Source organism: Rhizobium nepotum 39/7 (assembly GCF_000949865.1).
GTDB lineage: Bacteria > Pseudomonadota > Alphaproteobacteria > Rhizobiales > Rhizobiaceae > Agrobacterium > Agrobacterium nepotum.
The window spans coordinates 76,354-90,141 of the sequence record NZ_JWJH01000007.1; the positions used below are offsets into that span (position 1 = coordinate 76,354).

General features: G+C 60.1%; 14 protein-coding genes and 1 riboswitch. Of the genes, 11 read left to right on the plus strand and 3 right to left on the minus strand.

Going from position 1 to position 13,788, the window contains the following annotated elements; genetic code table 11:
* The first annotated feature begins 8 nt into the window (after positions 1-8).
* From RS75_RS08640 to RS75_RS08675, 8 genes are all read left to right on the plus strand, one after another.
* On the plus strand, positions 9-1,031 hold the full coding sequence (locus RS75_RS08640) for an ABC transporter permease (RefSeq protein ID WP_045019299.1): 1,023 nt from the start codon (positions 9-11) through the stop codon (positions 1,029-1,031).
* A 74-nt stretch (positions 1,032-1,105) separates the two neighbouring features.
* Complete coding sequence (locus RS75_RS08645) at positions 1,106-2,047, plus strand: ABC transporter substrate-binding protein (RefSeq protein WP_045019300.1); 942 nt, start codon at positions 1,106-1,108, stop codon at positions 2,045-2,047.
* Positions 2,048-2,167: 120 nt separating this feature from the next.
* Positions 2,168-3,181: an aldo/keto reductase gene (locus RS75_RS08650; RefSeq protein WP_045019302.1), complete on the plus strand. Its 1,014-nt coding sequence runs from the start codon at positions 2,168-2,170 to the stop codon at positions 3,179-3,181.
* A gap of 4 nt (positions 3,182-3,185) precedes the next feature.
* Entirely contained in the window at positions 3,186-4,007 is an 822-nt protein-coding gene (locus RS75_RS08655) for an amidohydrolase family protein (RefSeq protein WP_045019304.1), read from the plus strand.
* 3 nt (positions 4,008-4,010) lie between these two features.
* Positions 4,011-5,021, plus strand: coding sequence for a zinc-binding alcohol dehydrogenase family protein (locus RS75_RS08660; protein ID WP_045019306.1), 1,011 nt, complete (start codon positions 4,011-4,013; stop codon positions 5,019-5,021).
* Positions 5,018-6,151: a mannitol dehydrogenase family protein gene (locus RS75_RS08665; protein WP_045019308.1), complete on the plus strand. Its 1,134-nt coding sequence runs from the start codon at positions 5,018-5,020 to the stop codon at positions 6,149-6,151. Before RS75_RS08660 ends, RS75_RS08665 begins: the two co-directional genes overlap by 4 nt.
* 11 nt (positions 6,152-6,162) lie before the next feature.
* A complete protein-coding gene (locus RS75_RS08670; protein ID WP_045019310.1) occupies positions 6,163-6,492 on the plus strand; it encodes an L-rhamnose mutarotase in 330 nt (109 codons plus the stop codon).
* 36 nt (positions 6,493-6,528) lie between these two features.
* Complete coding sequence (locus tag RS75_RS08675) at positions 6,529-7,806, plus strand: L-fuconate dehydratase (RefSeq protein WP_045019312.1); 1,278 nt, start codon at positions 6,529-6,531, stop codon at positions 7,804-7,806.
* Here the strand turns inward: RS75_RS08675 and cobD are convergent.
* Positions 7,788-8,834: a threonine-phosphate decarboxylase CobD gene (cobD, locus tag RS75_RS08680; RefSeq protein ID WP_045019314.1), complete on the minus strand. Its 1,047-nt coding sequence runs from the start codon at positions 8,832-8,834 to the stop codon at positions 7,788-7,790. The two genes, RS75_RS08675 and cobD, sit on opposite strands and share 19 nt — an antisense overlap.
* Here cobD and cbiB point away from each other — a divergent pair.
* On the plus strand, positions 8,833-9,798 hold the full coding sequence (cbiB, locus tag RS75_RS08685) for an adenosylcobinamide-phosphate synthase CbiB (protein WP_045019316.1): 966 nt from the start codon (positions 8,833-8,835) through the stop codon (positions 9,796-9,798). The genes cobD and cbiB overlap by 2 nt on opposite strands.
* On the opposite strand, the gene RS75_RS08690 is transcribed toward cbiB, so the two are convergent.
* Together RS75_RS08690 and cobO are read right to left on the minus strand one after the other, a co-directional pair.
* The gene (locus RS75_RS08690) at positions 9,785-11,242 is read right to left on the minus strand and encodes a cobyric acid synthase (RefSeq protein WP_045019318.1); all 1,458 of its coding nucleotides are present in this window, start codon (positions 11,240-11,242) and stop codon (positions 9,785-9,787) included. The genes cbiB and RS75_RS08690 overlap by 14 nt on opposite strands.
* Position 11,243: 1 nt before the next feature.
* Positions 11,244-11,861: a cob(I)yrinic acid a,c-diamide adenosyltransferase gene (gene cobO / locus RS75_RS08695; protein ID WP_045019840.1), complete on the minus strand. Its 618-nt coding sequence runs from the start codon at positions 11,859-11,861 to the stop codon at positions 11,244-11,246.
* Between the two features lie 138 nt (positions 11,862-11,999).
* A riboswitch (cobalamin riboswitch) is annotated at positions 12,000-12,210 on the plus strand.
* Between the two features lie 118 nt (positions 12,211-12,328).
* Here cobO and RS75_RS08700 point away from each other — a divergent pair.
* Both RS75_RS08700 and cobW read left to right on the plus strand, forming a co-directional pair.
* Positions 12,329-12,754, plus strand: coding sequence for a DUF1636 family protein (locus tag RS75_RS08700; RefSeq protein WP_045019320.1), 426 nt, complete (start codon positions 12,329-12,331; stop codon positions 12,752-12,754).
* Entirely contained in the window at positions 12,751-13,788 is a 1,038-nt protein-coding gene (gene cobW, locus RS75_RS08705) for a cobalamin biosynthesis protein CobW (RefSeq protein WP_045019322.1), read from the plus strand. Before RS75_RS08700 ends, cobW begins: the two co-directional genes overlap by 4 nt.

Consider the following 13,788-nt stretch of genomic DNA (forward strand, 5'->3'; position numbering starts at 1 on the left):
GGAACGACATGGCTAATATTGCAGAACCCAAGAAAAGCTTCTCTTTTAGCGAACGCCAGAAGGACATCATCCAGAAGTTTGCGGCTCTTGGCAGTCTCGTTGCGCTGGTCATGGTGTTTTCCGCCACCAGCAGCGCCTTTTTCTCCGTCAACAATGCCATGACCATTGCGCTGCAGGTGACCTCCATCGCCCTTCTCGGTATTGGTGCGACCTGCGTCATCATTACCGGCGGCATCGACCTTTCCGTTGGCTCCGTGCTTGCGCTTGCCGGTGTCGTTGCCGCACTTGCGGTGAAGGAACTGGGCATGCCGGTGCCGATCGGTATGTTGCTCGGCATTCTGACGGGCTCGCTTTGCGGCCTCATCAACGGCCTCATGGTCACGCGTTTCAAGCTTCCGCCTTTCATCGCAACGCTTGGCATGATGCTGATCGCCCGCGGTGTCGCGCTTCAGATTACCGGTGCGCGAGCCGTTTCCGGTCTCGGCGAATCCTTCGGCGAACTCGGCAACGGCGCTCTCTTCCGCATCGTCAATATCGGCGACGACGGATTTCCGAATGTGGTGTTTCCGGGCATCCCCTATCCCGTCATCCTGATGGTGGTGATTGCGCTCGCCGTTTCCTTCATGCTCAACCGCTCGATCCTTGGCCGGCATATCTATGCTGTCGGTTCGAACGCGGATGCTGCGCGCCTTTCCGGCGTGAACGTCGCACGCGTCACCAATTTCACCTACATCCTGTCCGGTACGCTCGCCGGGTTGACGGGCTGCGTGCTGATGTCGCGCCTCGTCACCGCCCAGCCGAACGAGGGCGTGATGTATGAGCTGGACGCCATTGCCAGCGCCGTTATCGGCGGCACATCGCTCATCGGCGGCGTCGGCACGATTTCGGGTACCGCCATCGGCGCTTTCGTCATAGGCATTCTGCGCAACGGTCTCAACATGAACGGCGTATCCGCCTTCACGCAACAGATCATCATCGGCCTCGTCATTCTGGTCACCGTCTGGATCGACCAGTTGCGCAACCGCCGCTGATCAAGGGCTGCGGACCCTATCCGCAAAAAAGATCGGCACGGGAGGCCCGGTATGCCGACATCACGGAGGAAGAAATGAACAAACTTACGACCGCCCTTCTGACATCCGCAATCGCGCTGTGGAGCGTCTCCACCGTGCAGGCCGGTGAAATCGCCGTCATCGTCAAGACCGTCAACTCCACCTTCTGGCAGAACGTTCAGAAGGGCGCCGATGCGGCGATGAAGGACTCTGCCGGCAACACCATGACCTTCCAGGGTCCGGCTTCCGAATCGGCCATCGCCGATCAGGTCAACATGGTCGAAAACGCCGTAAACCGTAAGGTTTCGGGTATCGTTCTTGCGCCTTCCGATCCTGACGCGCTGGTTCCGGCTGTCAAGAAAGCCTGGGAAGCCCGCATTCCCGTGGTGCTGATCGACTCGCAGCTCGCCAAGGGTTCCGAGCAATATTACCAGTCCTTCCTGGCGACCGATAACAAGAAAGCCGGCGAACTGGCTGCGCAGGCGCTGATCGACAAGGTGGGCAAGGAAGGCAAGATCGCCGTCATGTCCTATGTCGCAGGCGCCGGTTCGGAAATCGGCCGCGTTGGCGGTTTCACCGATTATATCCAGCTGCATTCCAATCTTAAGATCGTCGGTCCGTTCTATTCGCAGTCGCAGATGGCAACCGCGCTGAACCAGACCACTGACGTTCTGGCCGCCAATTCCGACCTGAAGGGCATCTTCGGAGCTAACGAACCCACCGCCATCGGCGTGGGCCGCGCGCTCGCCCAGACCGGCAAGGCGGGCAAGGTTATCGGTATCGGTTTTGACGGTAACCAGGACCTTCAGGGCTTCGTCAAGGACGGCACGCTGACCGGCATCGTCGTTCAGGGTTCCTATCAGATGGGTGAAAAGGGCATCGAAACCGTTTCCAAGCTCATCAAAAAGGAAAAGGTCGAGAAGTTCGTCGACACGGGCGTCGTTGTTGTCACCAAGGACAATATCGAAAAGCCGGAAGCCAAGAACGTTCTCTATTAATGCATGATGGCGCGCCGCTTTGCGGCGGCGCGCCTCACAAATCTGAGACGCGGTATTTCAGGCAAACTACACATGGTTTTGACCGTCCGCTCTACCTAAAAATTCAGGAAGCCCCCTGCGATGAAAGTCTCCGATACACGTAAATTGCCACGCCGCGCCGTGGACGTCACGGTCATGGGCCTCGGTTGCGCCCAGATGGGTAACCTCTACCGCGTCACGCCCTATGAGGAATCCAAAGGCGCGTTCGACAAGGCATGGGAAAGCGGCATTCGCTATTTCGATACCGCACCTTTTTACGGCTACACGCGTTCGGAGCGTCGTCTTGGAACAATGGTGACGGAGCATGACCGTGGTGAGTATACGCTCTCCACCAAGGTCGGCCGCGTCATGGTTCCGGACGAAACAGTTGGCCCGGAAGAGGACGCCTATATTGCGCCGCTACCCTTCCGTCCGGTTTATGATTATTCCTATGACGGTATCCTGCGTTCCTTCGAGGCCAGCCAGCAGCGGCTCGGCATTCTGAAGCCGGATATTCTTTATGTGCACGATATCGGCTCCTTCACGCATGGCGAAAAGCAGCAGCATTATTGGGAGCAGCTGACCACCGGCGGCGGCTTCCGGGCGCTCGGCAAGCTGCGCGAGGAAGGGTCGACGGGGGCTATCGGCCTCGGCGTCAACGAGTGGGAAATCGTCGGCGACGCCATGGATGTTTTCGACATCGACGTTGCCATGCTCGCCGGCCGTTACACGCTTCTGGAGCAGCAGAGCCTTGCCTTCATGAACCGGTGCGCTGAAACCGGCGTTGCCATCGTTGCCGCCGGCGTTTTCAATTCGGGCATTCTGGCGGGCAACCGCAAATTCAACTATGCCGATGCGCCTGCCGACATCATTGCACGCGTGGACGCATTGCAGGGCGTGTGCGACGAGCTGGGCGTGTCGCTGCCGGCTGCTGCGCTGCAATTTCCGCTCGCGCATCCGGCTTCGGTTACCGTCGTGTCGGGCGCGCGCAATGCGCAGCAGCTCACCTCCAACATCGAATGGTTCGAACAGGCTATTCCGGATGAATTCTGGTCGGAGCTGCAAAAGCGCGGCCTGATTCCTGAAGGCGCGCCTGTGCCTGGCACAAAGGCCTGATGCGATGATCATCGATGCCCACCAGCATTTCTGGCTGATGAAGGATCGTGCTGGGCAGTGGCCGCCGCCGTCTCTCGCAGATATCTACCGGGATTTTCTTCCGCAGGATCTGTCGCCTCTGCTGGCGGCGGCTGGAGTTTCCGGCACGGTGCTGGTGCAGACGATGGAAAGTGCGGCCGACACGGATTTCATGCTGGATCTGGCGGATAGCAACGGTTTCATCAAGGGCGTGGTTGGTTGGGTGGACATGAAGTCCACCGACGCGGCGGCGGAAATCGCCAGCCGGGCAAAACATTCGGCCTTCAAGGGCGTGCGCCCGATGCTGCAAGGTCTGGAGGATGTTACCTGGATCGACGATCCGGCGCTCGATGCCGCCGTGGATGCACTGGTGGAACACGGGCTGGTGTTTGATGCTCTGGTCCTGCCGCCGCATCTGCCACATCTTCTGGCCTTCGCGCGCCGACACCCGCAATTGCCTGTTGTCATCGATCACGGTGCCAAGCCGCTTATCGCTACCGGTCACTATAGCGACTGGCGCAGGGACATGTCGGCTCTGGCGGCCCTTCCCAACCTCCACTGCAAGCTGTCCGGCCTGTTGACCGAGCGTGGCGAGCAGAGACCGGAAGCTGTCCGGCCCTATGCCGAAACCATTCTGGAACTATTCGGCGGCGAACGCGTGATCTTCGGCAGCGACTGGCCGGTGTTGCGGCTGGCTGGCGACTACCAGCAATGGCTGGACTTCTGCCGCGATATCGTGCCCGAGCACGACCATGCGGCAGTCTTTGGCGGCAACGCCGCTCGTTTTTATTCCCTTTCCCACAGGTGATGCATGCTGGCGATTTTCTGCGAGACCCCCGGTCAACTTGTTTCCAAGGAACTACCGAAGCCCGCGCGTGGTGAAGGTGAAGTGCTGGTGCGTATCCGTCGCATTGGCGTCTGCGGTACGGACCTGCATATTTTTACCGGCAATCAGCCCTATCTTTCCTATCCGCGCATCATGGGCCACGAGCTTTCCGGCACGGTGGAAGAGGCGCCGGAAGGCAGCCATCTATCGACGGGCGATGTCGTTACCGTCATACCCTATATTTCCTGCGGCGAATGCAGTGCCTGCCTTAAGGGCAAGAGCAATTGCTGCCGCAATATCGGTGTGCTCGGCGTTCATCGCGATGGCGGCATGGTTGAATATCTGAGCGTTCCGCAGAAATTCGTGCTGAAGGCGGATGGCTTGAGCCTCGATCAGGCGGCAATGACTGAATTTCTGGCGATCGGTGCGCATGCCGTGCGCCGTGGATCGGTGGAAAAAGGCCAGAATGTCCTGATCGTCGGTGCCGGTCCGATCGGCATGGCGGTTGCGGTTTTCGCCGTTCTCGATGGCGGTGAGGTGACGATGATCGACGGGCGCACCGACCGACTGGATTTCTGCAAGCAGCATCTCGGCGCCGCCCATACGGTGACGCTCGGCGAGGGCGACAAGGACCGTTTGTCGGAGATTACCGGTGGCGATTTCTTCGATGCTGTCTTCGATGCGACCGGCAATCCGAAAGCCATGGAGCGCGGATTTTCCTTCGTCGGCCACGGCGGCTCCTATGTGCTGGTTTCCATCGTCGCCAGCGATATCGCCTTCAACGATCCGGAGTTTCACAAGCGCGAAACCACGCTGCTCGGCAGCCGTAATGCCACGCCGGAGGATTTCGAGCGGGTGTTGCAGGCCTTGCGGGAAGGCAAGGTGCCGGAAGCGCTGATCACTCACCGCATGACGCTTGCCGATGTGCCTTCCAAATTCGCCGGACTGACCGATCCGAAAGCCGGAGTCATCAAGGGCATGGTGGAGGTTGCATGACGACTGAGACGCCCATCCTGCAATTCGGCACCAGCCGCTTTCTTCTGGCGCATGCGGATCTGTTTATTTCGCAAGCGCTGGATAAGGGCGAAGCCCTTGGGCGCATCGCCATCGTCCAGACGACCGGCAATGCGAAAAGCCTGAAGCGCGTAGCAGCGCTGAACGGCGGCGCGCCCTATCCGGTGTGCATTCGCGGCATTCGCGACGGGCAAGAGGTGGACGAGGAAATTCCGGGCAAGGCTGTCGCTTTGGCGCTGACGGCTGCTGCGGACTGGGCCGAGGTTCGGCGCATCGCCTGCGTGGCCGAGGTCATTCTCTCCAATACGGGCGATCGCGGTTATGAGCTGGATTCGTCCGACGGTCCCGACCTGGCGGCGGATTTCAGCCTCGTGCCGAAGAGTTTCCCGGCCAAGCTCTGCATGTTACTGCTGGAACGTTTTCAGACCAATCCGGAAGCGCCCCTCTCGATCTTCCCCTGCGAGCTTGTTCCGCGCAATGGCGACCGATTGAAGGAAGTCATTCGCCAGCTTGCCGACGGGTGGCAGCTGCCTGCGGGTTTCGGCTTCTATCTGAATGAAAAATGCCGTTTCGCCAATAGTCTGGTGGATCGCATCGTCTCCGAGCCGATCGATCCGGTCGGTGCGGTTGCCGAACCCTATGCGCTCTGGGCAATCGAGAGGCAGGAAGGTCTCGTTCTTCCGTGCACCCACCCGGCAATAGTGCTGACGGATGATCTCGACCACTACGAAAAGCTGAAGCTGTTCCTGCTCAATCTCGGCCATTCCTATCTGGCAGAGCGCTGGTTGCAGGATGCCCGTGCGAAAGACGAGACGGTGCGGCAGGCAATGGCCGATGGTGCTCTCGTCGCGGATATGGAAACGCTCTGGCGTGATGAGGTTCTGCCAGTTTTTGCTGCGGAAGGCATGGGGAGCGAGGCACAAGTCTATATTCATGCGGTGCGGGAGCGTTTCATGAACCCGTTTCTCGCGCATCGGCTCGCCGACATTGCCGGCAATCACGACGAAAAGAAACGCCGCCGTTTTGTCCCGGTCATCGCTGCGGCGGAACGTCTGGGATTGAATTTGCCGCAGCAGAAATTGCGTGCGGCGCTCGCCACCATCAAGCAATAACGGAGTTTTTCATGCAGCGCATGGGCATGGTCATCGGTGTCAAGCCGGAAATGATCGCAGAATATAAAAGGCTGCACGCCGCCGTCTGGCCTGAGGTTCTGGCGCTTATCAGCGACTGCAACATCCGCAATTACACGATCTTCCTGCGTGAGCCGGAAAATCTGCTGTTCGGATATTGGGAATATCACGGCAGCGATTTCAGCGCCGATATGGCGAAGATGGCCGCAAGCCCGAAGAACATGGAATGGTGGTCTTTCACAATACCCTGCCAGCAACCGCTCGAAAGCCGCAAGGAAGGCGAGTGGTGGGCCATGATGGAAGAAACATTCCACCTCGACTGAACGATATCCATACACACTGACCGCGAGTGAACGGCCATGACAAAAATTACAGATCTGCGTGTTTTCGACCTGCGCTTCCCGACCTCCCAGAGCCTTGATGGTTCGGATGCGATGAACCCCGACCCTGATTATTCAGCGGCTTACGTCATTCTAGACACTGACGAGCCAGGACTGAAAGGCCACGGGCTGACCTTCACCATCGGCCGTGGCAACGAGATTTGCTGCATGGCCATCGAGGCGATGCGCCATCTGGTGGTCGGCACCGATCTCGCCACCGTGACCGAGAACCCGGGCAAATACTGGCGGCATCTGACAAGCGACAGCCAGCTGCGCTGGATCGGCCCGGACAAGGGCGCGATGCATCTTGCCACCGGTGCTGTCGTCAACGCGGTGTGGGACCTACTCGCCAAGAAGGCGGGCAAACCCGTCTGGCAGCTCGTTGCCGATATGACCCCGGAAGAAATCGCCGACATCGTCGATTACCGTTATCTGACCGATGTGCTGACGAAGGACGATGCGCTCGCGATCCTCAAAAAAGCCGAAAGCGGCAAAAAGGAACGCGTCGAGACGCTGAAGAACGAAGGCTATGCCTGCTATACCACGTCCGCAGGCTGGCTCGGTTATGACGACGCCAAGCTGCGTCGCCTTTGCCAGGAAGCGATCGATGCAGGTTTCAACCATGTGAAGATGAAGGTCGGCCGCGATCTGGAAGACGATATCCGCCGTCTCACCATCGCCCGCGAGGTGATCGGTCCCGACCGTTATCTGATGATCGACGCCAATCAGGTGTGGGAAGTGGATCAGGCGATCGACTGGGTCAAGAAGCTGGCCTTCGCCAACCCCTTCTTCATCGAAGAGCCGACCAGCCCCGACGATATTGCCGGCCATCGCAAGATCCGCGCGGCTATCGGCTCCGTGAAGGTGGCGACCGGCGAAATGTGCCAGAACCGCATCATGTTCAAGCAGTTCATCGCCGAAGGCGCGATCGATGTGGTGCAGATCGACAGCTGCCGCATGGGCGGCCTGAACGAAGTGCTGGCGGTTCTGCTGATTGCCGCCAAATACGGCCTGCCGGTCTGGCCGCATGCCGGTGGCGTCGGCCTTTGCGAATATGTGCAGCATCTGTCGATGATCGACTACCTGGTGGTTTCCGGCACCAAGGAAGGCCGCGTGATCGAATATGTCGACCATCTGCACGAACACTTCATCGAGCCTTGCGATATCCGCAATGCCGCTTACATGCCGCCGAAGTTGCCGGGTTTCTCCATCGAAATGAAGCCGGAGTCGATCGAGACCTACACCTTCGAGGAATGAACAAAGGATGACAGCGCTTCTTCGAGGCGCTGCCAGTCCTCTTCGCCAGCGGGAAGGCCGAAACGCATGTCGTTCGGCCTTTCATCAAAAATGCGCACCAGAATACCATGCCGACCGAGGTGATCGAACAGTCCGGCGGCGCGGTGGTCTCGCACCAGGGTAAACAGGCTCGTGCCGCCCGCAATCGCCAGTCCCGCTTTTTCCAGCAGGTCGTTCATGCGTCGCGCTTCTTCCGCAAGCCGGAGACGCATGAATGATTGCCACTCTCTGTCCGCCAGAGCCTGCGTCGCGATATGCAGCGCCGGGCCGGAAACCGCCCACGGCCCAAGCCTCGCCTCCAGTTCCGCAGCGATGTCGGGATGCGCAATTGCAAAACCCAACCGAACGCCCGCCATACCGTAAAACTTGCCGAAGGATCGCAGGACGACCAGTGCATCCTGACCGGCAGCATTCGCAAGGCTTTCAGCGCCTCCCGTTTCGATAAAGGCTTCGTCCACGACGAGCAGGCCGCCTCTACGGCGCATGGCCTCGGCCAGCGACACTAAAGCTTTGCGATCCGTGACGCGGCCATCGGGGTTATTGGGATTGACCACGACTGCATAGTCGTGAGCCGACAGATCACTGATGTTTTCTACCTCGGTCACTGTCAGTCCGGCCATGCGGGCGGTTCGGGCGTGTTCCGCATAGGCGGGGGAGAGCACCGCACCGCTTTTTGCGCCACGTTCGAGCGCGATGCGAGCCAGCAATGGCATCAGCATCTGCGTGCCGGGGGATAGCGTTATATGTCGGAGGGATGGTGCGCCGAAACTTGTGGCGGCGAGCCGTTTCAACTCTTCGGCGTCATCAGGCTCCGGCAGGCGGGCAAATGCACTGGCGGGAACGGGCGAATGCGGGTAGGAGTGCGGATTGATCCCGGTCGAAAGGTCGATCCAAGGTTCCGGCACTTCAGGAAACATCAGGCGCGCCTTGCCGAGATTGCCGCCGTGACGGATCGCAGCCTGCGCCTTTTCTGGTACTGTTTCGCCCATGTTCTTTGCTCTCGCTTTCCTGTCGCTCGTCATCGAACGCCTGACCGGTTATCCGGACTGGCTGTATAAGCGCATTGGCCATCCCGTCACCTGGATCGGATCGCTTATCGCGCTGCTGGATAAAAAATGGAACCGGGAGAGTGCGTCATTTTCGCAGCGAAAGGCGGCAGGCGTGACAGCGCTGGCGGTTTTTGTGGGACTGACGGTGTTTCTCGCGTGGTTCGCGCAATCGGTTCTGCTCCTCTTCCCCTTCGGTCTGTTGCTTGTTGCGGTGCTCGGCGCGTCACTTCCGGCGCAAAAAAGTCTGGAACAGCATGTGGAGGCCGTCGCCATCGCGCTGGAGCGCGACGGGGCGGAAGGTGGCCGCAAGGCGGTTTCGATGATCGTCGGGCGTGATCCGCAGGCGTTGGACGAGGCGGCGATCTGCCGGGCGGCGATCGAAAGTCTGGCCGAGAATTTTTCCGACGGCATCGTCGCCCCTTCCCTGTGGCTTGGTCTTTTGGGGCTGTCGGGCGGTGCGGGTTACAAGGCGATCAATACGGCCGACAGCATGATCGGCCATCGCTCGCCACGCCATGAGGCCTTCGGTTGGGCGTCGGCCCGGCTGGACGATCTGGTCAATCTACCGGCCTCGAGGCTCAGCGGTGGTCTTTTCGTGGTCGCCGCGCTTTTTGTGAAAGGCGCTTCGCCGAGTGGGGCCATTGCCGCGATACGTCGCGATGCGCGTCATCACCGCTCCCCAAATGCGGGTTGGCCGGAAGCGGCGTTGGCTGGCGCACTTGGCTTCGCGCTTGCCGGGCCGCGCTCCTATGGCGGGCAGATGATCGAGGCCCGCTTCATGGGCGAAGGGGGAAGATCGGCGCTGGTCGCCGGGGATATCCGCACGGCGCTCCGGCTGGCGCGCATTGCGGACCTGTTGTTGATCGGCCTGTTCGGGTTGCTGGCGATGCTTATCGCGCTATAGAAAGCAGCCTGTCGAGGTCGAGATGGCTCTCCATATGCGCTGCGAGGCGGTCAAGAACGGCGTCCACCTGTGCATCGTAGTTCAATTCTGTGCCCTGCCCGCCAAGCCGCTCCAACCATGCACTGCGCTGGCGGTCATCCGCGAAAAGACCGTGGATATAGGTGCCGAAGATGCGGCCATCAGGCGAGATAGTTCCGTCTGCGTGTCCGTCGATGGTCGAAAAAGGAATGCCGTCCACCGTGCTTTTGGTTTCTCCGACATGCATTTCATAGCCGGATAAAGGAATTCCGTCGAAACTTCTACCCTGCACGGAAACAAGCCTCTTATCGCCGGTCAAAACCGTCGTCACATCCAGCAGGCCAAGCCCATCGACCGTCGCTGGCGGCCCTTCGATGCCGTCAGGATCGGCAACGGTTTTCCCCAGCATCTGGTATCCACCGCAGAGGCCGAGAACGTAGCCGCCACGTCTTACATGCGCCTTGATATCGATGTCGAGACCCGCATTTTTCAGCACGGCGAGATCGGCAATGGTGGATTTCGAACCGCAAAGCAGAACCAGCCTGCAATCGGCGGGAATGGTGTCGCCCGGCCGCACGCGGATCAGTTCCACATCCGGCTCCATGTCGAGGGGATCGAGATCGTCGAAATTGGAAATATGCGGCAGGATCGGCACGGCGATGCGGATTTTCGCGCCGGATTTTTTTTGCGCTGGGCCGGAAAGCCCGAGAGCATCCTCCGCCGGCAGTTTCGCGGCATCGGAAAAATGCGGCAGAAGTCCGATGGAGGTCCAGCCGGTCTTTTCCGCAATCATCCGCATGCCCTCCGAAAACAGCGCAGCATCGCCGCGAAAGCGGTTGACGATGAAACCTTCTATCATCGCGGCATCGTCGGGATCGAGCACAGTCTTGGTGCCGACGAGGCTGGCGATGACACCGCCCCGATCTATGTCGCCGATCAGGATCACGGGCGCATCGGCTGCGCGGGCGAAACCCATATTGGCGATGTCGTTGGCGCGCAGGTTGATTTCGGAAGCACTGCCCGCCCCTTCCACCAGCACCAGATCGGCCTGTTTTTTCAGGTATTCGAAGCTTTCCAGCACGCGCGGCATCAGTCCGGCCTTCATGTGCTGATAATCGGCAGCTTTCGCGTTGCAGAGAATTTTCCCCTGAACCACCACCTGAGCGCCGGTTTCGCTCTGCGGCTTCAGGAGCACAGGGTTCATATGAACCGAGAGCGGCACGCCCGCTGCCCGCGCCTGCAGCGCCTGCGCCCGGCCGATCTCGCCGCCATCGGCGGTGACGGCTGCATTGTTCGACATGTTCTGCGGCTTGAACGGCATGACGGACAGGCCACGCCTGACGAAAGCGCGGGCAAGGCCGGCCACCATCAGCGATTTGCCGACATCCGAGCCGGTCCCCTGAAACATCAGCACGCGTGCAGTCATGTCAGAATTCTATCCCCGCCTGCGCTTTCACGCCCGCCTTGAAGTGATGTTTGACGAGGGTCATTTCGGTCACCATGTCGGCAGCGTCGATCATCGGTTGCTTGGCGTTGCGGCCGGTGACGATGACATGCAGATCGGGCCGACGGCTGGAGAGCGTTTCGACGACCTCTTCCAGTGGCAGGTAATCGTAGCGCAGCGCGATGTTCAATTCATCGAGGATCAACAGGCCGATCGTCTCGTCGGCCATCAGGGTTTTGGCTTCTTCCCAGGCCTTTGCGGCTGCCGCGACATCGCGTGTCAGATCCTGCGTGTCCCAGGTGAAACCCTCACCCATGGTACGCCATTCCACCTTGTCGCCAAACAGGGTCAGAGCCTGTTGTTCGCCGGTCGACCATGCGCCCTTGATGAATTGCACCACGCCGACCCGCCGCCCGGTGCCGAGCATGCGCAAAGCGAGGCCGAAAGCGGCCGTGGATTTGCCTTTGCCGGGGCCGGTATTGATCATCAGCAGACCTTTTTCGATGGTCTTTTCCGCAACTTCGGCATCCTGGGCCGTCTTGCGATTGACCATTTTCTGCCGGTGGCGTTCGGCTTCGCTCTCGCTGATATCGCGTGTCATCGCGTTTTCCTTCTCGTCCAGCGGCATGGGGACCGGATGCCCCGCCATTCGGAGCGGCGACTATACCCAATTTGCCGAACCCGGCAATGCGCAAGCCGGAGGGCCGCAGCATTGACCCCCACGCCCGTTCAGCCTAAGGGTAGAAGGACTGACGGTCTTTTCCCGGTAACGGGAAAAGCTAAGAGGGAACACGGTTCCGCCCGATACCGGGTCATTCCGTGGCTGCCCCCGCAACTGTAAGCGGTATGCCCGCACTGTGAGCCACTGGATCAACAGAAAGATCCGGGAAGGTGGTGCAGGGTGTTTTAAAGCCGCAAGCCAGGAGACCTGCCGTTTCAGGAAAAAACGTCTGCCGGGCGGGGTGCTCCGGTCAGTCGGTCGAATTGACTGATGGCTACGCCTTTCAGCGTGCCGTTTTCGACATCCGCACCCCGATGAGTTTTTAAAGGCGCGGAAAGCGAAACGGTTTGGATATTACAGCGGCATCTTCTTTTCCGAACGGCAAGGCGGAGGGCGAAACGGCTCTCGGCGTGGTGGTTTTTATCTGCCGAAGCTGTCGCGACGACACCGATCCCGATGCGGACCCGCGCCCTGGCTCCATCCTTGCCGAAGCCGCCATTGTGAAGGCGCAACAATCCGGCATCGATGTTCGCTCCGTCAATTGCCTTGCCAATTGCAAACGCGGCCTCAGCGCCGTGTTGCGCGGTGCCGACGGCTGGTCCTACATCTTTGGCGGGCTGACGCCCGGCGATGCGGAAGACCTGCTGACCGGCGCGCGAATGCTGGCCGCTTCCCCCGATGGACTGATGCCCTGGCGCGGCCGCCCCGACACATTGAAGCGCGGCATGGTGGCGCGCATTCCCCCATTCGATTTTACCGAGGAGAGATCATGAGCACCGTTCTGGACCGCGTTCCCTGCACCATCGTCACCGGCTTTCTGGGGGCTGGAAAAACCACGCTGCTGCGCGGCCTTCTCGAAAAGCTTGATGGTAAGCGGCTGGCCATCATCGTCAACGAATTCGGCGATATCGGCATCGATGGCGACATCCTCAAGGGCTGCGGCATCGAAAGCTGCCCGGAGGAAAATATCGTCGAACTGGCCAATGGCTGCATCTGCTGCACGGTGGCCGATGATTTCCAGCCCGCGATCGAACAGATCCTCAGCCGCCAGCCGAGGGTGGAGCATATCCTCATCGAGACCTCCGGCCTCGCGCTGCCGAAGCCGCTGGTGCAGGCCTTCCAGTGGCCCGCAATCAAGAGCCGCGTGACGGTAGACGCCGTTGTGGCCGTTGTGGATGGCGCTGCCCTTGCCGAGGGTCAGGTGGCGCATGACATGGAAGCACTCGCCGCCCAGCGCGCAAACGATGAAGCGCTCGATCACGACGATCCGGTCGAGGAGGTTTTCGAAGACCAGATCGCCTGCGCCGACCTCATCGTCCTGACCAAGGCCGATCTTCTGGACAGCGCCGGTCTGGAAAAGGCGAAGGCTCATATTCTCGAGCATCTGCCAAGGGCGGCAAAGATCGTCGTCGCCTCGAACGGCGCAATCGACCCCGCCGTACTGATCGGCCTCGGCCTTGCGGTGGAAGAGGATATCGAAAACCGCCGCACCCACCATGATGGCGAGCTTGACCACGAACACGACGATTTCGACAGCTTCGTTATCGATCTGCCGGCTGTGGCCGATCCGGAAGCGTTGGCGGCCCGCATTGCCGAGACGGCGGCTGCGGAAAACGTGCTTCGCATCAAGGGTTTCGTTGAGGTCTCCACTAAACCGATGCGTTTGCAGGTGCAGGCTGTTGGCAGCCGGGTCAACCATTATTACGACCGTCCGTGGGCGGTTGGCGAAGAGCGCCGCAGCCGTCTCGTCGTTATCGGCGAAAAGGGCCTCAATCGCGAAAAGATCGAACAGATGCTGGCCGCCTGA